The 23240-nt window shown below is 64.7% G+C and carries 20 protein-coding genes and 1 riboswitch; of the genes, 11 read left to right on the top strand and 9 right to left on the bottom strand.

All coding sequences use genetic code 11. From position 1 onward, the window contains the following. Positions 1-2 precede the first annotated feature (2 nt). Complete coding sequence (locus HUT07_RS04410; protein WP_176019912.1) at positions 3-575, top strand: YceI family protein; 573 nt, start codon at positions 3-5, stop codon at positions 573-575. A 78-nt stretch (positions 576-653) separates the two neighbouring features. On the opposite strand, the gene HUT07_RS04405 is transcribed toward HUT07_RS04410, so the two are convergent. After that, positions 654-881, bottom strand: a complete 228-nt coding sequence (locus HUT07_RS04405) for a glutaredoxin family protein (RefSeq protein ID WP_176019911.1) — start codon at positions 879-881, stop codon at positions 654-656. A 101-nt stretch (positions 882-982) separates the two neighbouring features. Here HUT07_RS04405 and HUT07_RS04400 point away from each other — a divergent pair, with 101 nt between their 5' ends. Then, entirely contained in the window at positions 983-2365 is a 1383-nt protein-coding gene (locus tag HUT07_RS04400) for an L-serine ammonia-lyase (RefSeq protein WP_176019910.1), read from the top strand. Between the two features lie 125 nt (positions 2366-2490). Further along, the gene (locus HUT07_RS04395) at positions 2491-3486 is read left to right on the top strand and encodes an alpha/beta hydrolase (RefSeq protein ID WP_176019909.1); all 996 of its coding nucleotides are present in this window, start codon (positions 2491-2493) and stop codon (positions 3484-3486) included. An 87-nt stretch (positions 3487-3573) separates the two neighbouring features. Here the strand turns inward: HUT07_RS04395 and HUT07_RS04390 are convergent, their stop codons facing one another. Genes HUT07_RS04390 through HUT07_RS04380 form a run of 3 tightly spaced genes read right to left on the bottom strand, consistent with a single transcriptional unit; the run spans position 3574 to position 6901 of the window. Then, positions 3574-4641 carry a homoserine dehydrogenase gene (locus HUT07_RS04390; RefSeq protein ID WP_176019908.1) on the bottom strand — a complete coding sequence of 356 codons (1068 nt, stop codon included), beginning with the start codon at positions 4639-4641 and terminating at the stop codon, positions 3574-3576. Beyond that, on the bottom strand, positions 4638-5873 hold the full coding sequence (locus HUT07_RS04385; RefSeq protein WP_176019907.1) for an O-succinylhomoserine (thiol)-lyase: 1236 nt from the start codon (positions 5871-5873) through the stop codon (positions 4638-4640). Before HUT07_RS04385 ends, HUT07_RS04390 begins: the two co-directional genes overlap by 4 nt. Beyond that, entirely contained in the window at positions 5870-6901 is a 1032-nt protein-coding gene (locus HUT07_RS04380) for a homoserine O-succinyltransferase (RefSeq protein WP_176019906.1), read from the bottom strand. Before HUT07_RS04380 ends, HUT07_RS04385 begins: the two co-directional genes overlap by 4 nt. 76 nt (positions 6902-6977) lie before the next feature. Beyond that, positions 6978-7096: riboswitch (SAM riboswitch) on the bottom strand. A gap of 138 nt (positions 7097-7234) precedes the next feature. Between HUT07_RS04380 and HUT07_RS04375 the strand changes: the two genes are divergently transcribed. The 4 genes from HUT07_RS04375 to HUT07_RS04360 all read left to right on the top strand — a co-directional run bounded on the left by HUT07_RS04375 (position 7235) and on the right by HUT07_RS04360 (position 12619). Next, positions 7235-8119: a M23 family metallopeptidase gene (locus tag HUT07_RS04375; RefSeq protein WP_176019905.1), complete on the top strand. Its 885-nt coding sequence runs from the start codon at positions 7235-7237 to the stop codon at positions 8117-8119. Positions 8120-8193: 74 nt separating this feature from the next. Further along, on the top strand, positions 8194-9798 hold the full coding sequence (locus HUT07_RS04370) for a peptide chain release factor 3 (protein ID WP_176019904.1): 1605 nt from the start codon (positions 8194-8196) through the stop codon (positions 9796-9798). Between the two features lie 96 nt (positions 9799-9894). Then, complete coding sequence (locus HUT07_RS04365) at positions 9895-10533, top strand: hemolysin III family protein (RefSeq protein WP_176019903.1); 639 nt, start codon at positions 9895-9897, stop codon at positions 10531-10533. Between the two features lie 112 nt (positions 10534-10645). Next, positions 10646-12619, top strand: coding sequence for an AsmA family protein (locus HUT07_RS04360; RefSeq protein ID WP_176019902.1), 1974 nt, complete (start codon positions 10646-10648; stop codon positions 12617-12619). A 493-nt stretch (positions 12620-13112) separates the two neighbouring features. On the opposite strand, the gene HUT07_RS04355 is transcribed toward HUT07_RS04360, so the two are convergent. From HUT07_RS04355 to mtgA, 3 genes are read right to left on the bottom strand one after another with little or no spacing between them, the layout of a single operon-like run. After that, positions 13113-13544, bottom strand: coding sequence for a CBS domain-containing protein (locus HUT07_RS04355; protein WP_176019901.1), 432 nt, complete (start codon positions 13542-13544; stop codon positions 13113-13115). After that, a complete protein-coding gene (locus tag HUT07_RS04350) occupies positions 13504-14523 on the bottom strand; it encodes a glycosyltransferase family 2 protein (RefSeq protein ID WP_176019900.1) in 1020 nt (339 codons plus the stop codon). Before HUT07_RS04350 ends, HUT07_RS04355 begins: the two co-directional genes overlap by 41 nt. A 36-nt stretch (positions 14524-14559) precedes the next feature. Then, a complete protein-coding gene (gene mtgA / locus HUT07_RS04345; RefSeq protein WP_176019899.1) occupies positions 14560-15309 on the bottom strand; it encodes a monofunctional biosynthetic peptidoglycan transglycosylase in 750 nt (249 codons plus the stop codon). Positions 15310-15386: 77 nt separating this feature from the next. Between mtgA and HUT07_RS04340 the strand changes: the two genes are divergently transcribed. The 4 genes from HUT07_RS04340 (at position 15387) to HUT07_RS04325 (ending at position 21038) form a co-directional block, all read left to right on the top strand. Continuing rightward, positions 15387-16280: an Hsp33 family molecular chaperone HslO gene (locus tag HUT07_RS04340; protein WP_176019898.1), complete on the top strand. Its 894-nt coding sequence runs from the start codon at positions 15387-15389 to the stop codon at positions 16278-16280. A 120-nt stretch (positions 16281-16400) separates the two neighbouring features. Continuing rightward, positions 16401-17255, top strand: coding sequence for a hypothetical protein (locus HUT07_RS04335; protein ID WP_176019897.1), 855 nt, complete (start codon positions 16401-16403; stop codon positions 17253-17255). Positions 17256-17629: 374 nt separating this feature from the next. Then, positions 17630-20386: a TonB-dependent receptor gene (locus HUT07_RS04330; RefSeq protein WP_176019896.1), complete on the top strand. Its 2757-nt coding sequence runs from the start codon at positions 17630-17632 to the stop codon at positions 20384-20386. Positions 20387-20441: 55 nt separating this feature from the next. Continuing rightward, positions 20442-21038 (top strand): GNAT family N-acetyltransferase, encoded by a 597-nt coding sequence (locus HUT07_RS04325; RefSeq protein WP_176019895.1) that lies wholly within the window; start codon positions 20442-20444, stop codon positions 21036-21038. 61 nt (positions 21039-21099) lie between these two features. On the opposite strand, the gene HUT07_RS04320 is transcribed toward HUT07_RS04325, so the two are convergent. Together HUT07_RS04320 and HUT07_RS04315 are read right to left on the bottom strand one after the other, a co-directional pair. Further along, positions 21100-21744 (bottom strand): 2OG-Fe(II) oxygenase, encoded by a 645-nt coding sequence (locus HUT07_RS04320; RefSeq protein ID WP_176019894.1) that lies wholly within the window; start codon positions 21742-21744, stop codon positions 21100-21102. Between the two features lie 38 nt (positions 21745-21782). After that, entirely contained in the window at positions 21783-23102 is a 1320-nt protein-coding gene (locus tag HUT07_RS04315; protein WP_176019893.1) for a hypothetical protein, read from the bottom strand. Positions 23103-23240 lie beyond the last annotated feature (138 nt).

Below are 23240 nucleotides of genomic sequence, written 5' to 3'. Positions count from 1 at the left end.
CGATGAACCTGAAACTGACCACCCCGGCCGCCGTGGCTGCCGCCCTCGCCGGCATGCTGGCCACCGCACCGGTACTCGCCGCCGACTACGCCCAGGCCCCTGGTGCCGGTTCGTTCCTGGCGTTTGCCACCAAATACGATGGTGAAGTGTTCACCGGCAGCTTCCCGGGCTTTGCCACCAAGCTCAGCTTCGATCCGGCCAACCCGTCCGCAGGTTCGCTGGACGTGGTGATTCCGCTGGCCGGCGCCAAGAGCGGCAACAGCGACCGCGACTCCACCCTGAAGGAGGCGGACTTCTTCAACGTCAGCAAGTTCGCTACCGCGCGCTACACCGCAAAGGGCTTCCGTGCGCTGGGCAACGACCAGTTCGCCGCCGACGGCACGCTGGAACTGCGTGGCGTGAGCAAGCCGGTCACCTTCACCTTCACCTGGAAGCCCGGCGCACAGCCGGTGCTGACCGGCAAGGCCACGGTCAAGCGTCTGGACTTCGGTGTTGGCGGCGGCGACTGGGCCGATACCAAGACCATTCCGGACGAAACCGCGATCAGCACCATCGTGAAGTTCGACGCGAAATAACACGGGTCTGCCGCCGGGCATGGCCCGGCGCTACCTTGAACGGTGACACAGGGTAGCGCCGGGCCATGCCCGGCGGATTCACCCGGCCGCCAGCCAGGCCTGCACCGAGGCCGCATCGAACGGCCAGTCCAGCTCCCGCCCGCCCGTCTCATCGCGCAGCACCGGCACCCGCGCCCCATAACGCGCCTCCAACGCTGGCTGGTCATCGAGGAACACCGATTCAAACTCGGGCGCCCGCGCCTTGGCCAGTTCGGCCAGGGCCATATCACACAGATGGCAGTCGTCACGCTGGAACAGGATCAACACCGGGGCTTGCTCCCTTGGCGGAAATGCTGCGCCGCAGTCATGGAAGTGCGGCGTGAACCGCTAGAATAGCGGTCTCTCCCGGTACCCGCAGTACGGCAACCATGGCTGTCAGCACGTTCGACGTTTTCAAGATCGGCATTGGCCCGAGCTCCTCGCACACCGTCGGGCCGATGAGGGCCGCCGAGCGCTTCATCCATCGTTGGCTGCTCGACCCGGGCAAGCTTGCGGAGGTCGCGCGCATCCGTGCCGATGTGTACGGCTCGCTTGCCCTGACCGGTCGCGGCCACGGCACCGACAAGGCGATCCTGCTTGGCCTGGAAGGGCAGCGCCCGAACCTGATCGACCCGGACATCATTCCGTCCACGCTGGAACGCATCCGCAGCAGCAAGCGCATCATGCTGATGGGCCAGCACGAGATCGCCTTCGACGAAAAGCGCGACCTCGGGCTGAACAAGCGACAGAAGCTGCCCTACCACACCAACGGCATGCGCTTCACCGCGTACAACGCCGACGACGAAGTGCTGGCCACCCGCGACTACTACTCGGTGGGCGGCGGCTTCGTGGTCAACCAGGATGACGCGGCCGATGACCGGATCGTACCTGATGAGACACCGTTGCCCTACCCGTTCAAGAGTGGCGACGAGCTGCTGGCGCAGACCGCCCGCAGCGGCCTGAGCATCGCCCAGTTGATGTTCGAGAACGAGAAATGCTGGCGCAGCGAAGAAGAGATCCGCGACAACCTGCGCGAGATCTGGAGCGCGATGCAGTCCTGCGTGGCGCGTGGCATCCGTGAGGAAGGTGTGCTGCCGGGAGGCCTGAAAGTGGGCCGCCGCGCACCGGCGCTGTACCGCGAACTGTCCTCCAAACCGGAAGCGGCGATGCGCGACCCGCTGACCACGCTGGACTGGGTCAACCTGTACGCGCTGGCAGTGAACGAAGAAAATGCTGCCGGCGGCCGCGTGGTCACTGCGCCCACCAACGGCGCGGCCGGCGTGCTGCCGGCGGTACTGCACTACTTCGACCGCTTCTGCCCGGGCGCGAACGAGCAGCGGGTGTTCGACTTCCTGCTGACCTCGGCGGCAATCGGCATCCTGTACAAGGAAAACGCCTCGATCTCCGGCGCAGAAGTGGGCTGCCAGGGTGAGGTCGGCGTGGCCTGTTCGATGGCCGCCGGTGGTCTGGTTGCAGCGCTGGGTGGCAACCCGAGCCAGATCGAGAACGCGGCGGAAATCGGCATGGAGCACAACCTGGGCCTGACCTGCGATCCGATCGGCGGTCTGGTGCAGATTCCGTGCATCGAACGCAATGCGATGGGTGCGGTGAAGGCGATCAATGCGTCGCGCATGGCCATGCGAGGCGACGGCAAGCACAAGGTGTCGCTGGACAAGGTCATCAAGACCATGCGCGATACCGGCCGCGACATGCAGGACAAGTACAAGGAAACCAGCCGCGGCGGCCTGGCGGTGAACGTCATCGAGTGCTGATGATGGGTGCAGCCAGGCATGGCCTGGCTCTACCTGTGCAGCCGGGCGTGGGCTCGGCTCTACAACGGACAACACCGTCCCCACTTTCCGGTTAGGCTCGGGCATCCCCTGCCCCGGAATCTCCCATGCGCGTGATCGCTGCAGCCTTGCTTGCCTGCCTTCCGTTGTCCGCTCTCGCTGCGCCAACCTACGGGCCGCGGTTGGAGGGATTCGATTACGGTTATCCGGTGAAGATCTTTGCGCTGGAATCACAGCGCCAGCCGCTGGAAATGGCCTATCTGGATGTCGCGCCGAAGAAGAAGCCGATCGGCGTGGTGGTGCTGCTGCATGGCAAGAACTTCTGCGCAGCCACCTGGAAGGAGACGATCAAGCCACTGCTGGCTGCAGGCTACCGGGTGATCGCGCCGGACCAGGTGGGGTTCTGCAAATCGAGCAAGCCCGAGCGCTACCAGTATTCCTTCGGGCAACTGGCCGACAACACGCATGCGTTGCTGCAGCAGCTGCAACTGGGTGACGTACCGGTGCATGTGGTCGGCCATTCGATGGGTGGCATGTTGGCGATCCGCTATGCGCTGATGTATCCGCAGGAGCTGCGCAGTCTGTCGCTGGTCAATCCGATCGGACTGGAGGACTGGAAGGCGCTGGGCGTGCCCTGGCGCAGCGTGGACGCGTGGTACGCCGGCGAAATGAACATCAGCTATGACAGCATCCGCCGCTACCAGCTGGACGTGTACTACGACGGCAAGTGGAAGCCGGCGTACGAACCCTGGGCGCGCATGCAGTCGGGCATGTACGAGGGCCCAGGCAAGCAGCAGGTCGCCTGGAGCCAGGCGCTGACCTCGGACATGGTGTTCAACCAACCCGTGATTTACGAGCTGAAGAACCTGCAGGTGCCCACCACCCTGTTCATCGGCCAGAAGGACCGCACAGCGATCGGCCGTGACCAGGCATCGCCCGAACTGAAGGGCACGTTGGGCAATTACCCGGCATTGGGCAAGGCCGCAGCGGCGGCGATTGCTGGCTCGACCCTGGTCGAGTTCGCGGCACTGGGCCATTCGCCGCAGGTGCAGGATCCGAAGCAGTTCAATGCGGCGTTGTTGAAGGCACTCAAAGCGCGTTGACGTTCCATGACCGCCGGGCATGGCCCGGCGCTACCAGGATCGGTGTGGGTAGCGCCGGGCCATGCCCGGCGAGCGCAGCGGCTGGGCTCAGCCCACGATCCGCAGCACGTCATCCAGCAGCGCGGCAGCGGTGACTTCCGCACCCGCCCCAGGCCCCTGGATCAGCAACGGCTGGCGCTGATAGCGATCACTGTGGATGGCCACGCGGTTGTCGGTGCCCGCGCCCTGCGCCAACGGGTGATCGGCCGGCAGCTCGCGCAGGCCCACCTGCGCGCCTTCGCCATCAACACGCCCCACAAACCGCAGCACCCGGCCGTTCGCGCGCGCCTGCTGCCAACGCGCCTGCAGCGGTGCATCCAGCTGTTCCAGCGCATTGACGGCATCTTCCAGCGGCAACGCCGCCAGCGTATCCGGCACCAGTGAATCGACCTGCACCTGCGAAGCGTCCAGCGCCAGTCCGCTGCTGCGGGCCAGGATCAACAATTTGCGGCGGACATCCTCGCCGGAAAGATCCAACCGCGGGTCCGGCTCGGTGTAGCCGGCCGCCAGCGCTTCACGCACCGCCGCCGAGAACGGCGACTGGCCGTCATAACGATTGAACAGCCACGCCAGCGAGCCGGAAAGCACGCCTTCGATGGCATGGATGTGGTCGCCACCGGCAACCAGCGCACGCAGGCTGCTGAGCAACGGCAGGCCAGCACCGACGGTGGCACTGTCGCCGTAGCGCGCACCACTGTCGGCGCAATGCTGTGCGATGGCCTGCGCGCGTGACAGCTGCGCACCGCGGCCGAGCTTGTTGGCGGTGACCACGTGCACACCGCGCGCCAACCACTGCACGTGGCGCGCCGCTACGTCTTCGCTGGCAGTGGCATCGACCACCACGTCACCACGCTCCAGCCCTTCGGCACTGGCCCACGGTGGCGAGCTCTGCCCATCGCGCGGCGCACGGCGTGCCAGTTCCAGCGGCAACACCAGATCACGATCGATCGCCAGCGCCGTGCGCGAATTGGCCAGCCACTGCACGCTGGGCAACTCCAGCCCACGCGCCTGCAACGCCTGGTAGCGCTGTACGAAGGCCGAACCGACGGTGCCGGTTCCGAGCAGCGCCAAGCGGCCACTGCCCAGCAGCGGAATCTCGACAGGCAAAGCGCTCATGCGTCTGCCACCTGTTTGCCGCGTGCCACTGCGTCGATCACCGCTTCGGCGCGTGCCAATGCAGCGCCCAGATCCGCCAGCAGGTCGCGCTCGCCTTCGATACCGACCGACAGCCGCAGCAGCCCGTCGCTGATGCCCGCAGCAGAGCGGGCTTCGGCAGTCATCGCTGCATGGGTCATGGTTGCCGGGTGCGCGATCAGGCTCTCCACGCCCCCCAGCGACTCGGCCAGCGTGAAGTAGCGCAGGCCATCGACAAACGCGCGCACCGCGGCGTGCGGATCTTCGCCGGCACAGCTGGCCAGTTCGAAGGACAGCATCGCGCCGAAACCACTCTGCTGCCGGGCGGCAACGGCGTGGCCCGGATGATCGGCCAGGCCCGGGTAATAGACCTTGGCTACCGCCGGATGCGCATCAAGCAGTGCCACGATTGCGGCGGTGTTTTCCTGGTGTGCGCGCAGGCGCGCATCCAGCGTGCGCAGGCCGCGCAGGGTCAGGAACGCATCGAACGGTGAGCCGGTAAGGCCCAGCGCGTTGCCCCACCACACCAGCTGCTCGTGCACGGCGGGATCGCGGGCAATCACTGCACCGCCGACCACGTCGCTGTGGCCGTTGATGTATTTGGTGGTGGAATGCAGCACCAGGTCCGCACCGAACGACAGCGGCTGCTGCAACGCCGGCGACAGGAACGTGTTGTCGACCACCACCAGCGCACCGGCCCTGTGCGCCGCGTCGATCACGAAGCGCAGGTCGGTGATGCGCAGCAGCGGGTTGGACGGGGTTTCCACCAGCACCAGCTTCGGCTGCGTGGCCAACGCCTGGGCCAGCGCACGCGGGTCGGTCAGGTCGGCGGTGACCAGGTCGAAATGGCCCTTCTTCGCCAACGCGTTGAACAGGCGCCAGCTGCCACCGTACGCATCATGGGGCACCACGAGGGTATCGCCGGGCTGCAGCAATGCGTTCAGCACCAGGTTGATCGCGCCCATGCCGGTGGCGGTCACCACGCCACCGGCGCCGCCTTCCAGTTCGGCCAGCGCTTCGCCCAGCAGGTCGCGCGTGGGGTTGCCACTGCGGGTGTAGTCGTACTGGCGCTTGTTGCCGAAGCCTTCAAAGCTGAAGTTCGACGACAGCACGATCGGCGGCGTGACCGCGCCATGGGCGGTGTCCCGATCGATGCCGGCGCGGACGGCGGCAGTGGTGCGACAACAGGACGGTTCAGCGGCGTGCAGGCTCATGCGGACTCTCCAGAAGTGCGGAAGGCGGTGGCGAGGATCGCGTCGATGCGATCGGTTTCTTTCAGGAAGGCGTCGTGCCCGTAGGGCGAGCGCAGCACGCGCAGGCTGCCGCGCGGGCCCAAGCCCTCGACCAGGCCGACCAGGTCGGCGAGCGGCACCAGGCGGTCGCCTTCAACGGCAACCACCACGGTCGGCGGCAGGATCGCGCTCGGGTCCACGCGGTGCAGGTCGATCGACTCGGACAGGCGCAGGTAGGCATTGACCGGTGTCCGTGCGACGTACTGTGCGCCAGCGGCGTCGAGGTAATCTTCGGCCGCCACACGGACGCGGCCATTGACCACTTCCGGTGCGGCATCAAAGCGCTCGCCGAATTCTTCCGGCGTGCGATAGCTGAGCATCGCGAACTGGCGGGCCAGTGCCAGACCGTGGTCTTCGCCACACTGCAGTTGGCCCAGCGCCACGGCACGGCGCTGCAGCGCACGCCAGGCGGCGGCATACGGATGCGGACGGTGCGCGCCGCTGACCAGCACCAGCTGGCGTACCCGTGCACGGTGCCGGATCGCGAACTGCTGGCCGACCAGCGCACCGTACGAATAGCCGACGAACGCCTTCAGCGCGCGGATGCCGAGGTGGTCCAGCAGCAGTGCCAATGCATCGGCCTGGTCGGCGGTATCGATCGGCACATCCAACGCACCGTCGGCACCGATGAAATCGAACGCGAGCACACGCAGCTGCTGCGGATCCAGTGCGCGGCCACTGCCGACCAGGCCTTCGGCCCAGCCCTTCTCGGTGAACTGCGCGTTGGAGGCCACATGGCGGTGCGCGGAAATACCGCCGGCCAGCACCACCACAGGGGCGTTGACCGGACCGACCCACTCATAGCGCAGGCGTACCGGGCAAGGACCGGCATGACGCATCGACAGCACTGCGGCGAACTCGCCGCGCTCGGCATGCACGCGGTCATCGACCGGCACGCTGACGGGGACAAAGGGTTCGGGGCGAAGCACGGTGCTGGTGGCGAAGCTCATGGCGGGTTCCGGTAGGGAAATCGGCCATCGAGCCTTCGCGGGGCTCGCGTTCGACATGCACGTTGTGTGCAGGTTCGAACCATCTTTCGGTGGACGCCACGGTCCCCGCAGGATTTGGCACCTACGCAGGCGCTTTCGCGTCTGCGGGCTGCCCCGGCTTCAAAGGGCCTGTCCCTCTGCCGGTCTCGATGGTGTAGCCACGATGCCAGCCCTTTCCGGCCATGTCAATCCCTTCATGCGGATAAAGCGATGAATGAAGCACGACCCGTCGACACTACCCGCCCGGGAGCCGCTTGCGTACAGTCACGGCGGTCCATTGCTCCGGAGTTGTCGATGTCGCGCCTGCGCCTGCTGTGCCTGCTGTTGCTGCCTGTAGTGGCAAGCCCAACGGTGAACGCCGCCGATTGGCGCCAGGGCTGGGGATTGGCAGACCGCAAGCTGACCGGCGACACCGCAGGCAACGGCATCCCCGCCCCCCAGGTGGGACTGCGGCTGCAGTCGCTGGGCGACCAGTGGCAGGCGCGGATCGACAATCCCCTGTCCGGCCCGGTGCAGATCGAGCTGCGCGCGGCCCCCGGCACGCAGATGGAGGGCCTGCCGCTGCAGTCACTGGTGCAGGCCACCAGCAGTCTGGTGGTAGGTCACCTTCCCTCCCCTTCCAGCGGCAAGGCACTGGACCTTCGCCTGCAATCGGTGCCGGGCAATCCGGCCGCGCACGCCGAAGACGTCGCCTATCGCCTGCCCTTCGAGGCTGCCCAGCTTCGTGTGGATCAGGCCCCGCAAGGCCGGTTCAGTCACGATGACGAGGAAAACCGCGACGCCATCGACTTTGCCTTGCCCGAAGCAACGCAGGTCCTGGCCGCCCGCGAGGGCACGGTGATGCAGGTACAGGACGGTTTCCACGGAAATGGCGTGGATCGTGAACGAGATGCCGGACGCGCCAACTTCGTTCGTATCCTGCACAGCGACGGCAGCATGGCGATGTACGCCCACCTACAGGCCGGCGGCATGCGGGTCCGCCCCGGCCAAGCGGTGCAGGCCGGCCAGCCGATCGGCCTGTCCGGCAACAGTGGCTACAGCACCGCCCCGCACCTGCACTTCGTGGTGCAGCTCAACCGCGGCATGGGCCTGCGTTCAGTGCCAGTGCGCATCCTCGCCCCGCAGGGCGAACTGCACTTCGCCCGCGAGGGCAGCGGCGACGCCAGCGCTGGGCGCTGACCCGCCGACGCCGGCAGGCCGGTATAATCGGGCGCTTATCTCTTTGAAAAGCGCCCCGTGCGGGCGCCACTGCCATGTCCGAAGTCGCCACCGAAGCGTCGCGTCGCCGCACGTTCGCCATCATTTCCCACCCTGACGCCGGCAAGACCACGCTGACCGAAAAGCTGCTGCTGTTCGGCGGCGCGATCCAGATGGCCGGTTCGGTGAAGGGCCGCAAGGCTGCCCGCCACGCCACCTCGGACTGGATGGCGCTGGAAAAGGAGCGCGGCATCTCCGTCACCTCCTCGGTGATGCAGTTCCCGTACGAAGGCAAGATCATCAACCTGCTCGACACCCCGGGCCACGCCGACTTCGGCGAGGACACCTACCGCGTGCTGACCGCGGTGGACTCGGCGCTGATGGTGATCGACGTGGCCAAGGGCGTGGAAGAGCGCACCATCAAGCTGATGGAAGTGTGCCGCCTGCGCGACACCCCGATCATGACCTTCATCAACAAGCTTGATCGCGAGGGCAAGGAGCCGATCGACCTGCTGGATGAGGTTGAAAGCGTGCTCGGCATCCAGTGCGCACCGGTCACCTGGCCGATCGGCATGGGTCAGCGCCTGAAGGGCGTGGTCCACCTGATCACCGGCGAAGTGCATCTCTACGAGCAGGGCCGCAACTTCACCCGTCAGGATTCGACCATCTTCCCGTCGATCGATTCGCCCGGGCTGGCCGAGAAGATCGGCGAGCGGATGCTGGCCGATCTGCGCGACGAACTGGAACTGGTGCAGGGCGCCAGCCACCCGTTCGACCTGCAGGCCTACCGGGCCGGCAAGCAGACCCCGGTGTTCTTCGGTTCGGGCGTGAACAACTTCGGCGTGCAGCCGCTGCTGGACTTCTTCGCCGAACACGCACCGTCGCCGCAGGCGCGCTCCACCACCGGTCGCGAGATCGCGCCGCAGGAGCCGAAGCTGACCGGCTTCGTGTTCAAGATCCAGGCCAACATGGATCCGCAGCACCGTGACCGCGTGGCCTTCATGCGCGTCTGCTCGGGCAAGTTCACTGCCGGCATGAAGACCCTGCACGTGCGTACGGGCAAGGACATGAAGCTGGCCAATGCGCTGACCTTCATGGCCAGCGACCGTGAAATCGCCGCCGAGGCGTGGCCGGGCGATGTCATCGGCATCCACAACCACGGCACCATCTCCATCGGTGACACCTTCACCGAAGGCGAAGCGATCACCTTCACCGGCATCCCCAACTTCGCACCGGAACTGTTCCGTCGCGCCCGCCTGCGCGATCCGCTCAAGCTCAAGCAGCTGCAGAAGGGCCTGGCACAGTTGTCCGAGGAAGGCGCCACCCAGTTCTTCCGTCCGTTGACCAGCAACGATCTGATCCTGGGCGCGGTGGGTGTGCTGCAGTTCGATGTGGCCGCCTACCGTCTGAAGGACGAATACGGTGTGGAAGCCACCTTCGAGCCGGTCAGCGTGACCACGGCGCGCTGGGTCCACTGCAGCAACGAGAAGAAGCTGGAAGAGTTCCGCGAGAAGAACGCGCTGAACCTGGCCCTCGACGCCGCCGGCCACCTGGTCTACCTGGCGCCGACCCGGGTCAACCTGCAGCTGGCGCAGGAACGCGCGCCGGACGTGCGTTTCTCGGCAACCCGTGAAGCCGCGCATACGGTCACCGGCAACTGATTGCAGCGACCATACGGTGGCGGGGGTGCACGCGCCCGCCATCGCGGCGATGATAGGGGGGTGCGGGTCCCCCTCCCTGCAGATGATGCCCATGCCATGTCCACGACTTCCGTTGCTTCGATCCGTGAAGAAATTGCCAGCGCCCTGACCCACGGCCTGGGTGCGGTGCTTGCCCTGGCCGCCAGCGCGGTACTGATCACCCTGGCCGCGATCTACGGCGATGGCTGGCAACTGGCCAGCGCGATCGTGTTCGGCATCGCCCTGCTGCTGCTGTACACCGCCTCCACGCTGTACCACGCCATCCAGCACCCGCAGGCCAAGGGCCGCCTGAAGGTGTTCGACCATTGCGCGATCTATGTGCTGATCGCCGGTACCTATACGCCGTTCACCCTGATCGGCCTGCGCGGCCCCTGGGGCTGGGGCATGTTCACCGCGATCTGGGCGCTGGCGCTCGGCGGCGTGGTGTTCAAGCTGTTCTACACCGGCCGTTTCAAGGTGTTGTCCACGGTGATCTACATCGCCATGGGCTGGCTGGTGGTGGTGGCGATCAAGCCGATGTGGGCTTCGATCGATGGCGGCACCTTGGCCTGGCTGTTCGGCGGCGGCCTGTCCTACACGCTGGGCACCTACTTCTACCACCGCGAATCCATTCCCTACTCGCATGCGATCTGGCATCTGTTCGTGATCGGCGGCAGTGTCTGCCACTTCGTCGCAGTGACCCGACAGGTGCTGTGACCGCTGATCTGCGGTAGCGCCGGGCCCTGCCCGGCAAGCAGGCGTCCACTCTGCACGCCATCTACATGATCGCTTCGCGCCCCGTCCACCCCGACAGGGCAACCATGGCAGCGTGAATGCTGCCTCTGCTCCTGCTGCTCCCAAGGCGTCGCGCTGGCGCCTGCGCCGCCCCGGTCCACGTGGGCAGCGCTGGCTCGCCGCACTGGTGTTCCTGTTCGCGGCACTGCTGGTCCTCATCGCTCTGTGGGACTGGAACTGGTTCAAGGGCCCGGTGGAACGTGCGGTGCAGGCGCGTACGGGGCGCGTCCTGCATATCGGCAACCTGGATGTCGACCTGGGCCGCACCACCACCGTGCGTGCCGATACCCTCACCTTTGCCAATGCGCCCTGGGCCAAGCAGCCGAACATGGCCAGCGCCGACCGGGTCGAGATCGACGTGCGGGTCTGGCCACTGCTGCGCGGTAGCGTGCAACTGCCCGAAGTCCGCCTGACCCGCCCTGACGTACTGCTGGAGACGGCACCGCGGAAAGGCGACCCGGGCAACTGGAATTTCCTCGGCGACAGCAATGGCGGCACCACGCCGCAGCTCAAGCGCCTGAGTATCGATGATGGCCGCCTGCAGTTCCTCGACGCGCTCGGCCGCACCGATATCCTGGTGAACGTGCGCAGCGGCGAACCGAAACAGGCCGACGCCGCACCACCGTTGCTGGTCGCCGGCAAGGGGCGCTGGCAGGGCAATCCCTTCATCCTGAGCGGTGGCACCGAATCGCCGCTGGAACTGACCGACAGCGCCCACCCCTTCCGCATCCATCTTGATGGCCGCGCCGGTGCCACCCACGCCGTCGCCAGCGGCACCTTGACCAACCCGTTCCAGCTGCAGGTATTCGACCTGCAGTTCGCGCTGAGCGGCAACGACCTGGCCGACCTGTATCCACTGCTGGGCATCGCCATTCCGCCTTCCCCGCCGTATGCCCTGGAGGGCCGCCTGAAGCGCGATCATCAGGTATGGCGCTACGAGCGCTTCACCGGCAAGGTCGGCGACAGTGACCTGGGGGGCGATGTGCAGTTCGACGTGTCCCGGGAGCGCCCACGGATGACCGCGAACCTGGTGTCGCGTCGTCTCGATTTCGATGATCTTGCCGGCTTCGTTGGCGCGCCCCCGAAGACCGGCGGCGGTGAGACCGCCAATGCAGAACAGAAGGCCGAGGCTGCCCGCGTGGCTGCCAGCGCGAAGGTGCTGCCGGCCACACCGTACAACCTGGGCAAACTGCGTGCGATGGATGCCGACGTGCGTTGGAAGGCGCAGCGCATCAATGCGCCGAAGCTGCCGCTGGACGACATGGATGCGCACCTGCTGCTGGATGATGGCGTGCTGCGGCTGGATCCGTTGAACTTCGGCGTTGCAGGCGGCGACATCCGCAGCACGATCCGCATGGACGCACGTCGGCCACAGATTGCCACTTCACTGAAGGCCAGCGTGCGTGGCGTGCAACTGGGCCAGCTGTTCCCCGATGCCAAGCTGGCCGAGCAGGCCAAGGGTGGTATCAGTGGCGACATTGACCTGACCGGTAACGGCAACTCGATCGCGGCGATGCTTGGCAGCAGCAGCGGCAACGTGGCGTTGGGCATGGGCCGCGGCCATGTCGGCAACCTGTTGATGGAAGTGGCGGGGCTGGACATCACCGAGTCGCTGAAATTCCTGTTCACCGGCGACAAGCAGATTCCGCTGCGCTGCGCGTTCGCCGATTTCGGCGTACGCGAGGGCCTGATGCATACCCGGTCGATGGCAGTGGACACCACCGACACGATCATCCTCGGCGAGGGCGATGTCAGCCTGCGCGATGAAACGCTGGACCTGCTGCTGAAGCCCCGACCGAAGGACAGGAGCATCCTGGTGCTGCGCTCACCCTTGCGCATCGGCGGCACGTTCAAGGACCCATCGTTCCGTCCGGACTTCAAGGCGCTGGGTATCCGGGGGGCGGTGGCGTTGACGCTGGGCAGCATCGCGCCGCCAGCGGCACTGCTGGCCACCATCGAACTTGGCCCGGGCAAGAATGCCGACTGCGGTGGGCACTACGCGAAGTAGAGCGGGCGTTCGGCGCCTTTGTTGATTTTGGCTTGAGGGGTACGGGTGGCCCAGGCAGGACACGCCGTGAACCCATCCATGGGGGCTCGATGGCGCCATCCATGGCGCCAACGGTCCTGCCTGGGCCACCCGCACCCCTCCCGACAGTTTCCTGAGCGCGCGGAACGAGAGCAGGAATTCAAAGTCAAAAGAAAAAAGCAGAATCAGAAGCTGTGCCAACCGAGGTTGGCATCCACCAACCGCGGATTGTCGTGGTGAAAGCCACCGCGCTCGCAGGAACGTGTCCTGAGGCGGAGGGCATGGCCGTGCAGGACCGTTGGCGCCATGGATGGCGCCATCGAGCCCCCATGGATGGGTTTACGGCGTGTCCTGCACGGCCATGCCCTCCGCCTCCGCTGCGTAACAGGAAGGCGCTGCTTTGGCTTCGGCTTTGGCAGTTGCTTGGAAGAGCGGGCCAGCGGGCCGGCGGGCCGCAGGCCCGCCAGCGACAAACTCACCCCGCCACGATGTACTGCTGCAGCTGATCCAGCTCGCGCCGCTGCGCATCGATCACCGACTTCACCAGGTCACCAATGGAGATCACCCCCAGCACCTGCCCGCCCTCGACCACCGGCAGATGGCGGATGCGGTAATCGGTTACCAGTTGCAGGCAGTGTTCCACCTGCTCACCCGGGGTCACCGTCACGACTTTCCCGGTCATGATCTCCGACACTGCGGTATCGCGTGACGAACGATCGTGGAGCACGATCTTGCGTGCGTAATCTCGCTCGGACAGGATCCCGACCAGTCGCGGTCCATCCATCACCAGCACCGCGCCGATGCCTTTCTGCGCCATCAGCCGGATCGCATCGATCACCGCCGCGCCGGGCGCGACCGCATGTACTTCAGGGGATTTGCCGTCCAACAGTTGCCGTACCGACGTCATCTGCCTGCCCTCCCAGGGTGGGTTGCAGTCCCGAGTCTGCCACGGAAGGAGTCAGCCATGCGTCAACCAGGTACAACGGTCGCTGCTTGGACTCCTCGTACAGGCGCCCCAGGTACTCGCCGATCAGCCCCAGCGCGATCAACTGCACGCCTCCCAGGAACAGGATCACCGCCATCATGGTCGGCCACCCCGCCACACGGTCGCCGTAAATCGCTGCCTTGGCGATCACCCATATGGCAAACACGAACGCCACGCCCGCGGTGGCCAACCCCATGTAGGTCGCCGCCCGCAGCGGAACCGTCGAGAAACCGGTGATGCCTTCCAGCGCGAAATTCCACAGCCGCCACAGGCTGAACTTGCTGGTGCCGGCCAAGCGGGCATGCCGGTGATACGGCACCGCAATGCGACGGAAACCGACCCAGCTGAAAAGCCCCTTCATGAACCGGTGACGTTCGCGCATCTCGCGCAGTGCGCTCAGCGCGCGCGGTGACAACAAACGGAAATCGCCGGTATCGGCAGGAATGGGCGTACGCGAAAGGCGCCCTATCACCCGGTAGAACATCGATGCGGTCGCACGCTTGCTCCAGCTCTCCCCGTCGCGCAACAGGCGGGTGCCGTAGACGTTGTCGTAGCCTTCGCGCCAGCGCTCGACAAAGTGCGGCACCAGTTCCGGCGGATCCTGGCCATCGGCATCGAGGATCATCGCCGCGCCTTCGCGCACCTGGTCCAGGCCGGCGGTCAACGCGGCCTCCTTGCCGAAATTGCGCGACAGCTTCAGTGCCGATACCCGCGGATCGGTCTGGGCAAGCGCGGTGATCAACGACCAGGTCGTGTCACTGCTGCCATCATCCACGTACAGGATGTGTCCATCGATTCCGACCAGGCCATCCAGTACCGCGCACAGCCGCGGATGCAGCTGGGGCAGCGCCAGCGCCTCGTTGTGCGCGGCGATGACGAAAGTAAGGCGTTCGCGGGTCATCGCGCGATTGTACGTCGTTGACGGGCGTGCAGCCCCTCAGTCCTCCGCCAGATACCCCGCGCCACCCAGCTGCCGTGCCTGCCGCTGAATCCACGCTGCACGCCGCTGCACGTAGGGGCCGGGCTTTGCCGCGTTGTAGCGGCGTGGCGCCGGCAGCACTGCCGCCAGACGCGCGCTCTCCGCAGGGCTCAGCCGCGCGGCATCCTTGCCCCAGAATGTCTGCGCCGCCGCCTGGGCACCATACACCCCATCGCCGAACTCGGCGATGTTGGCGTACATCTCCAGGATCCGCTGCTTCGGCCAGAAGGCTTCGATCAGCACCGTGTACCAGACCTCCAGGCCCTTGCGGATCCAGCTGCGTCCCTGCCACAGGAACAGGTTCTTGGCCACCTGCTGGCTGATCGTGCTGGCCCCGCGCAGGCGCCCGCCCCGCGCATTGTGATCACGCGCCTTTTCAATGGCCTGCAGATCGAACCCGCTGTGGTCCGGAAAGCGCTGGTCCTCGGCGGCCACCAGCGAAATCGGCAGGCTCGGCGCCATCTGGTCCAGGTCCCGCCACTGGTAATGCAGCCGGTAGGACCAGTCGCCTTCACCCAGTGCCTCGCCGAAACGCCAGACCATCACCGTGGACAGCGGCGGATCGATGAAACGCAGCACCAGCACCTGCAGGCAGCTGAAGGCCACGAACAGCACCGGCAGCCACAGCAGCCGCTTCCAGCGCCAGCGCCGACGCGGCGCCGTGTCGGCGGCGGCCACTACCTTGTCCTGCTCTCCCCCTGCCCCCATTACTGGTGCATCCTTCTTATGCCTGGTTGTCGGCGCATTATCCGGCAACCATCCCCGTTTCCGCGCGATGTGAGCCGATGACCGCCCAATCCGATTCCCTTATCCGTTTCCTGCTCCCCGACGCCGGTGTCCGTGGCGTCCACGTGCGCCTGCAGGCCACCTGGCAGGACATCCAGTCCCACGGCGAGTATCCGGACAGTGCCACCGAACTGCTCGGCGAGGCCTGCGTGGCCTCGGCGCTGTTCACCGGCCACACCAAGGTGGACGGCCGCCTGTCGATCCAGCTGCGCAGCAATACCGCCCTGCGCACCCTGTTCGCCGAATGCACCGCTGCCGGCACCCTGCGCGGCATCGTCCAGCTGGCTGAAGGCGGTGACGCCCCCCGCGACCTGACCGACCTGGGCCAGGACGCTCTGCTGGCCATCACCATCGAGAACCCCGGCCTGGACCCGCGCGAACCGCAGCGCTACCAGAGCCTGGTGGCGCTGACTGCGCCGGAACTGGATGAAGCCTTCGAGGACTATTTCCGCCAGTCCGAGCAGTTGCCGACGCGGCTGCTGCTGGCCGCCGGCCGCGACGGCGCTGCCGGCCTGCTGCTGCAGAAGCTGCCGGGCGACGAGGGCGACGACGACGGCTGGGCCCGCGCCAGCGCGCTGTTCGACACCCTGGGCAAGGCCGAGCTGCTGGCCACCCCGGCCGAAGAACTGCTGCACCGGTTGTTCCACGAGGAGAAGGCGGAGCTGGTGGGGGACAAGGCCCTGTCCTTCGCCTGCTCCTGCTCGCGTGAACGGGTCGCCTCCATGCTGTATTCGCTGGGCGAGGACGAGGCCCGTGCCGCCGCCGAAGACACCGGTGCGGTGGACGTGCGTTGCGAATTCTGCGGACAGGAGTATCACTTTCCGTTGACGGAGTTCGGCATACTGTTCCACGGTGCCCAGGGGGCTGTACCGGCACCTGAACGTCTTCAGTAAAAACGAATGAGTCTTGTATCTGGGGAGGAACAAGGCTTGTTAAGAATTCATAAACACCCTAGGATCGAGTTCCCGCCCCAGCGGGAACTTTCACTGTCTGTCCCTGTCTGAACTGGTCCGATGCGTACCTTCCTGCGTCTACCGCTGGCCCTGCTGATCGCCCTTGGCGCGATCACGGGCGTGCACGCGCAGAGCAAGGACACCCGCACCGTGATTCCGGTCTGGAACAAGGGCAGTGGCAAGGTCGAGGCCCTGCTGTACCTGGAGCCGACCGGTGAACAGGCCGTGGGCGCGCGTTGGCATTTCGGCCGCAATTCGCTCGATGCAGCGTTCGGCCTGTCCTCGGGCGACTCGCTGGGCCTGCTGTGCAACAGCAGCAGCGGGTCCAGCATCAGCGGACTGGCCAGCCATTGCATGCTGGCCAGCCTGGGCGACGACGACGACGCCATCGGCTCCAACCGACGCCTGACCGGTACCGCCGCGCTCAACCGCGGCACCGGACGCCTGGGAATCACGGCTGGCACCGGCCGCGAGACACTGCCCGCCTGGCTGGCGACGCCCAGCAAGACCCCGTCGCTGCGCGCCGAACAGAATGACCTGACCGTGTTCGCACAGAAGAACATCGGTCGCGAAGGCTTTGTCTCCATCGCCGGCACGTATGCCAAGGCACGCCTGGTACCACTGGCTGACGCCTCACCGGCCATCGTTGACCGTTGGGACAGCAAGAGCCTGAGCCTGGGCGCCGGCTACGGCAATTTCAGCGGCAGCATCGTCGGCCGGGTGGTTGACGTTCCGGGCAAGCCTGGCAAGTGGGAAGGCCTGGGCATCGGCCTGACCTGGCGCACCCCGTGGTCCGGCCAGCTCACCGTCGGCGCGGAAAACGTCATCAGTCGCGGCAAGAACCCGTTCTCCCCGCGCAACGAAAGCAACGATGACGGCACCGTGCCGTACGTCCGCTACGAGCAGGACCTCTAGCCGGTTATTGACCGCGAACATGCTGTGTTCAACATCGGGCGCCCTGGGGCGCCCGAATTGTTTCTGGACGCGTCTGTCAAGTGCGAAAAGCACTCACCCGTTACAAACGGATACATCACGACATGCATCAACTGAAACTTTTTTGTGCCTCGGACGCGGGTAGACGCAGTGGCACCCGCCCACGCACCAGGATAACTCATTGAAATAAAAGAAATCGAAGCGCATTCATGTGTGATCACACCGTGAATTAACGCAGCTTTAATTTTTGGCAGAGGGCCGTTACTATCGATTCAGCCTCGCGATTTTGGAGCCCTCTTTTGGGCTCCGCCGCGCAGGCACTACCCCAGCCAAGATTTCTTGGAGAGAGAGAGCCAATGAATTTCCAGTCCAACAAGCTGCGTGACGCTGTCGTCGTCGCGCTGATCGCCGGTGCGGCGACGTCCGTAACAGCCCAGGCGCAGGAAGCGACCAACCTGGATCGCATTTCGGTAACCGGTTCGCGCATCAAGAGCACCGATATCGAAACCTCGCAGCCGGTCCTGAGCCTGACCCGCGCTGACATCGAAAAGCAGGGCGTGACCTCGGTCGCCGACATCCTGCAGCGCGTTGCCGCCAACGGCGCCGCTCTGAACCGTACGTTCAACAACGGCGGTGACGGTTCGGCCGGCGTCAGCCTGCGCAACCTCGGTGCCGAACGCACCCTGGTGCTGGTCAATGGCCGCCGCTGGACCACCGGCCTGGACGGCAGCGTCGACCTGAACACCATCCCGACCGCGATGATCGAGCGCATCGACGTCCTGAAGGACGGCGCTTCGACCATCTATGGTTCGGACGCCATCGCCGGCGTGGTGAACATCATCACCAAGCAGAACTTCGACGGCGCCGAAGCGAACTTCTACAAGGGCCAGTACAGCGCAGGCGACGGCGAGCGTGAAGCAGCCGACTTCACCATCGGCACCACCACCGATCGCGCATCGCTGGTGCTGGGTGTGTCCTATGTGAACGAAAAGGAAGTCATGGCGGGTGATCGCAAGATCTCCGCAGGCGGCCCCCCGTTCTTTGGCGGCCAGAGCAGCACCGGCATCCCGGGTTCCTACATCCGCAATGACGAGCGCTACGTCATCGTCAATGGCGTTGAAACTCTGTTCGACGCCAATGTGCACGGCTACAACACTTCGCCGGACAACTACCTGCTGACCCCGAACGAGCGTACCTCGCTGTTCGCTACCGGTTCCTACAACGTCACCGACAACATCACCTTCCGTACTGAGGCGATGTACAACGAGCGCAAGTCCGAGCAGCTGCTCGCGGCGATGCCGGTGACCAGCCGTCGCCTGAGCGCCAGCAGCATCTACAACCCGTACGGTGTGGATCTGACTGGTGTGAATCGCCGCTTCAATGAAACCGGCGGCCGTTCGTTCAACCAGAACGTCAAGAACTGGCACTTCTACGGTGGTTTCGAAGGCTTCTTCGAATTCGCCGATCGTAACTTCGACTGGGACGTCGGCTACCGTTACGACAAGACCGACCAGAATGACCTCACCTACGGCTTGTTCAATGTCCAGCGCTTGAACGAGGCCTATGGCCCGTCGGCCATCCGTGATGGCCAGGCCGTCTGTCTGACCGCAGGTGGCGCTGTCATTCCGGGCTGCGTGCCGATGAATCCGCTGGGCGGGCTGGGCTCGATCTCGCAGGAAGCGTTGGACTACGCCTCCTTCACCGCGCATGACTCGGCCAGCCTGGTTTCCAAGAGCTACTACGCCAACATCTCCGGTGAAATCGTGCAGCTGCCGGCCGGCGCGCTGGGCTTTGCAGCCGGTTATGAAGGCCGCAAGGAAAGCGGCCAGTTCGATCCGGACGCGTTCATTGCCGCTGGCCTGAGCACCGGCAACGGTGCTGCACCGACCAAGGGTTCCTACGACCTCGACGAGTTCTTCCTGGAACTGTCGATTCCGATTCTGGCTGACCTGCCGGGTGCCAAGCTGCTGGACTTCAGCGTGGCTTCGCGCTACTCGAAGTACAGCAACTTCGGCAACACCACCAACAACAAGTTTGGTTTCCGCTGGAAGCCGATCGACGACCTGATGGTGCGTGGTAACTACTCCGAAGGCTTCCGCGCACCGAGCATCAACAACCTGTATCGCGGCGACGCTGATTCGTTCGAAACCTATGCCGATCCGTGCTCGGCCTCCAGCGGTCGTCGCACCGGTGCGGTGGCTGCGCAGTGTGCCGCTGAAGGCGTACCGGCGAACTTCCAGCAGCCGGGTGCCGGCAGCGGCGCCAACAAGCAGACGCCGGAAGCGTTCACCTGGAAGTCGAATCCGGATCTGAAGCCGGAAACCTCGACCAGCAAGACGCTGGGCCTGGTGTGGAGCCCGAGCTTCGTCCAGGGCCTGAACGTGACCTTGGACTGGTGGCAGATCAAGATTGAAGACGCGATCACCCGCCCGGCCATCCAGGACATCATGGATCGCTGCTACGGTGGCTCCCCGCAGGAACAGGCCGCCTACTGTGGCCTGATCACCCGTGATCCGAACTACGGCACTGCCACCCAGCGCTACACGATCACCAACGTCGACATGCCGCTGCAGAACCTGTCGTCGTACAAGGTGGAAGGCTGGGATCTGGGTATCCTGTACAAGCTGCCGGAAACCTCGTTCGGTCAGTTCACCATCAGCCTGGACGGCACCTACCTGTCCAAGTGGGACACGAAGTCGACCGAAGATGCACCGCTGGATGGCCGCGCCGGCCGTTACCTCGACCAGGATCCGTACTGGCGTGTCCGTTCCAACCTGTACGTTGATTGGACCTACGGCGATTTCGGCGTGAACTACGGTCTGCGCTACAAGTCCGGCATGACCGAAGACTGCCCGTTCGATCCGGTGCGTGACTCTGACCTGGTGGGCTACTGCTCCGATGGCCAGAACGGCAAGAACCACATGGGTGCCACCACCTACCACGACATCCAGTTCCGCTACAACACTCCTTGGAAGGGCACCATCATGGTCGGCCTGAACAACGTGTGGGACAAGGATCCGCCGGTCTCGTACTCGACCTCGTACAACATGTTCGACCCGCAGTACGACCTGCCGGGCCGCTACATGTACATGCAGTACAAGCAGAAGTTCTGATCGATCCGCTGATCAGCTGATGCAGCAACGGCCCCGAAAGGGGCCGTTGTTTTTTATGGATCGCAACGCCAACAGAAAAATGCCGATGAAAAAAATCATTGCCCCTTCGCGCATTGTCACCACCCGGCTGATTCTTGAACGCCACCAACACGATGACTTCGCTGACTGCGTCGCCATGTGGCAGGATCCAGAGGTGGTACGACTGATCCGCGATCGTCCGTTTGATGCAAGTGAAACCTGGAGCCGCGTGCTCCGCTGCGTTGGCCACTGGGAGTTCACCGGATTCGGCTACTGGACCATTCGTGATCGCGAGCAGGGTACGTTCTGCGGCGAACTCGGCTTTGCCCAAACACACCGCGCAATGCCCCCGGGTTACGCGGACCTGCCCGAATTCGGCTGCACGCTCGCCAGACATGCGTGGGGCCGGCGCATCGGCACCGAGGCAGGCACTGCGGCATTGGCTTGGATGCGGCGCCATGGTGACGCAGACCGCGTTGTAGCCATCACCGATGAAAACAATGCCGCTGCGCTGGCCATGGCTCGCTCGCTGGGCTTCCAGCGCCGCCAACGGATGACCTACGACGCGCGTGACTTCTGCCTGATGGAACACGCACTCACACAGCCGGTCACCGAGCCTGTCCCGGCTGCATGAGCTCGCCTGCGATCAGACCGGAGCTGCGCGCGGAGACCCGCGTCGCAGCCGGGTGAACGTACTACGCGCTGCGCCGGTTCACTCCACCATGCTTGGAGTAGAAATACACCAATGAGTTGCGTTCGCCGGACAGCACCGTGCTGACCTCATGGCGATACCTGCAGTTGGTCACCAGCACCGACGCATAGGACGCCATGTAGGCGTGCTGCTGATCGTCATCGGTATGAACAACGAAGGCCCCACCTTCAAATGCACGACCCAATTGCACGATGACCGAGTACTCGTAGTCCGGGTTGCTGGCTGCATCCAGGTGCAGGCCGATGAAGGAGTTGGCGGTCATCCGGTTCATCTGACAGCGGCGGATGAAGTACGGATCGTTGGATTGGAACAGCTCCGCAAGGCATGAGCGACGCGGCTCCGCCGACAGAATGTCAGTGATCGCACCGGAAAAAGGCTGATTGACCAACGTCGGCATCTCACCCGCGAGATCCAGCATGATGCGGCGGACGTAGATGTCGTGCGTATCGCCAGCATCACCATTGGTCACCGCCTCTTCTGGAATCTGCGCCTGCAGTCCTTCCAGCCGCGTAATCTCTTCCTCGGTGAATACCAGCCCTGCCGGAATCAACGTGCTACCGGTGCGTTGGAGCTCCTCGGCGTATTGCTGGAACAACGTCGTCGCTTCCGTGGCTACTGCTTCACTCATCACCTACTCCTTTCCATGGGTGTGGGGGGAATACAATGTCAACGCATCGAATGAAGTCTATCGGACAGACTCTCGCGCTCGTCCGCGGTGAGTACCGGCGCCCAACCCGCGCAAGCGCCACTGCCTGCATTGACGACCGACGAACCACGCGCGGAGCGTACGACGATGCCACTGGGCCGCTGGCCGTGCAGATACAGTCCCAGTACCTGCCTGTGCGCAGCCGATGCACCATCGTTGTCTACGGCGTGGACTACCTCAGGACTGTCAGCAAAACGTTGGGCGATCCAGCTGTCCAAGCCGGCCTGCTGCAGCTCCTGCCACAGCGCTTCTCCGGTCAATGAGCCACCCGGCACGATGCCGCTGCCGCCATAGGAGTTCTTCTGCTTGAAGATCAGCCGGTCCTTCTCAGCCAGCATCCATTGTCGATCCTCGGCGCGAACCTCCCAGCTCTGCAGCAGGAACGTCTTGATTGCAGCGATTTCCTCAGGATTGAACAATGCATGGTGGGCGGTATCCCACAGCAAGGCCAGCCAGCCTTTGCTCATCAGCAGTTCGGCTTCAAGCCCGTTGGAAAAGCGCGCACCGCGCTCCACCAGGTCATCGTAGAGCGTGGCGTTGGCCGTCACGTCGTCATAGGTGAAACAGCGGTGGATCAGCGCGTCCGACAGATCGCTTCGTGCCGCCCAGGCCGTCGCCAGACTCAGCTCATCATGAATCTGGATGTCGACACCAGGAAGACTGCGCATGAGTTGTTGGCGACAGAGGGACGGGTTGGGATAACCCAACGCGGCATGCGAACTCCAGTCGAGCAGCACCAAATTCTCGAATGGCTGCCGTACCTGCGTTGCCTGGTAGAGGCATCCCAGGTTCTCGAACGGTGAGATATCGCACTCAGAACGAGGAAAGCCGATTACATCTGCAAAAACCCGGTAATAGTCATGCAGTTCTCCGCCGCCCACGGCCGCCGAGAAGTTGAACTCGCAGATATGGTGACCACTCGCGCTTGCGATCAGATCGACGCGTACGACGCGATGTTGGCCAGACGCCAGTTGTGTCCAGTCGACGTACTTTTCCCAAGCCGCCGGCAGGCCCAGGCGCTGCATCATCTCCCCGGCCGACTGCCGGGCACGTAGTGCAGCGACCAGCTTTGCCTGGGCACTGAGGATATGCAGCGCACCTGCGGTAATCCGATCGTATTCATCCCGATCAAACACCAACGGGTGCGGGATCAACCGGATTCGTTTGGCACCGATCGCCTGGGAGAAGAGTGACAGGCGTTGATCGATAACCGCCTGCAACGGGGAGTCACGGATTCGCGCCAACGCTGGAATGATTGCATCGTTCCATGCCTTGAACATCCCACACCTTCCTTGAAGTGGCCAGCATTTCAATCCGCATGTTTGATAGATGCCCGGCTGATGTCAAGCACGCTTGGGAACAGAAGATCATCGCGCGCTGTAGCCTGCAAGGCGCACCTGCAAACAGAAACGGCCCCC

Origin of the sequence: Stenotrophomonas sp. NA06056, assembly GCF_013364355.1 — a bacterium.
Lineage (GTDB): Bacteria > Pseudomonadota > Gammaproteobacteria > Xanthomonadales > Xanthomonadaceae > Stenotrophomonas.
This window is presented reverse-complemented; position numbering and strand designations above follow the sequence as displayed.

Bases quoted from the DNA above. Each gene is read 5' to 3' on its own strand.
- HUT07_RS04365 (WP_176019903.1), top strand. From the start codon at position 9,895: ATGTCCACGACTTCCGTTGCTTCGATCCGTGAAGAAATTGCCAGCGCC.
- HUT07_RS04350 (WP_176019900.1), bottom strand. From the start codon at position 14,523: ATGACCCGCGAACGCCTTACTTTCGTCATCGCCGCGCACAACGAGGCG.
- HUT07_RS04355 (WP_176019901.1), bottom strand. From the start codon at position 13,544: ATGACGTCGGTACGGCAACTGTTGGACGGCAAATCCCCTGAAGTACAT.
- HUT07_RS04330 (WP_176019896.1), top strand. From the start codon at position 17,630: ATGAATTTCCAGTCCAACAAGCTGCGTGACGCTGTCGTCGTCGCGCTG.
- HUT07_RS04410 (WP_176019912.1), top strand. From the start codon at position 3: ATGAACCTGAAACTGACCACCCCGGCCGCCGTGGCTGCCGCCCTCGCC.
- HUT07_RS04390 (WP_176019908.1), bottom strand. From the start codon at position 4,641: ATGAGCGCTTTGCCTGTCGAGATTCCGCTGCTGGGCAGTGGCCGCTTG.
- mtgA (WP_176019899.1), bottom strand. From the start codon at position 15,309: ATGGGGGCAGGGGGAGAGCAGGACAAGGTAGTGGCCGCCGCCGACACG.
- HUT07_RS04400 (WP_176019910.1), top strand. From the start codon at position 983: ATGGCTGTCAGCACGTTCGACGTTTTCAAGATCGGCATTGGCCCGAGC.
- HUT07_RS04370 (WP_176019904.1), top strand. From the start codon at position 8,194: ATGTCCGAAGTCGCCACCGAAGCGTCGCGTCGCCGCACGTTCGCCATC.
- HUT07_RS04320 (WP_176019894.1), bottom strand. From the start codon at position 21,744: ATGAGTGAAGCAGTAGCCACGGAAGCGACGACGTTGTTCCAGCAATAC.
- HUT07_RS04340 (WP_176019898.1), top strand. From the start codon at position 15,387: ATGACCGCCCAATCCGATTCCCTTATCCGTTTCCTGCTCCCCGACGCC.
- HUT07_RS04375 (WP_176019905.1), top strand. From the start codon at position 7,235: ATGTCGCGCCTGCGCCTGCTGTGCCTGCTGTTGCTGCCTGTAGTGGCA.
- HUT07_RS04335 (WP_176019897.1), top strand. From the start codon at position 16,401: ATGCGTACCTTCCTGCGTCTACCGCTGGCCCTGCTGATCGCCCTTGGC.
- HUT07_RS04385 (WP_176019907.1), bottom strand. From the start codon at position 5,873: ATGAGCCTGCACGCCGCTGAACCGTCCTGTTGTCGCACCACTGCCGCC.
- HUT07_RS04315 (WP_176019893.1), bottom strand. From the start codon at position 23,102: ATGTTCAAGGCATGGAACGATGCAATCATTCCAGCGTTGGCGCGAATC.
- HUT07_RS04395 (WP_176019909.1), top strand. From the start codon at position 2,491: ATGCGCGTGATCGCTGCAGCCTTGCTTGCCTGCCTTCCGTTGTCCGCT.
- HUT07_RS04325 (WP_176019895.1), top strand. From the start codon at position 20,442: ATGGATCGCAACGCCAACAGAAAAATGCCGATGAAAAAAATCATTGCC.
- HUT07_RS04380 (WP_176019906.1), bottom strand. From the start codon at position 6,901: ATGAGCTTCGCCACCAGCACCGTGCTTCGCCCCGAACCCTTTGTCCCC.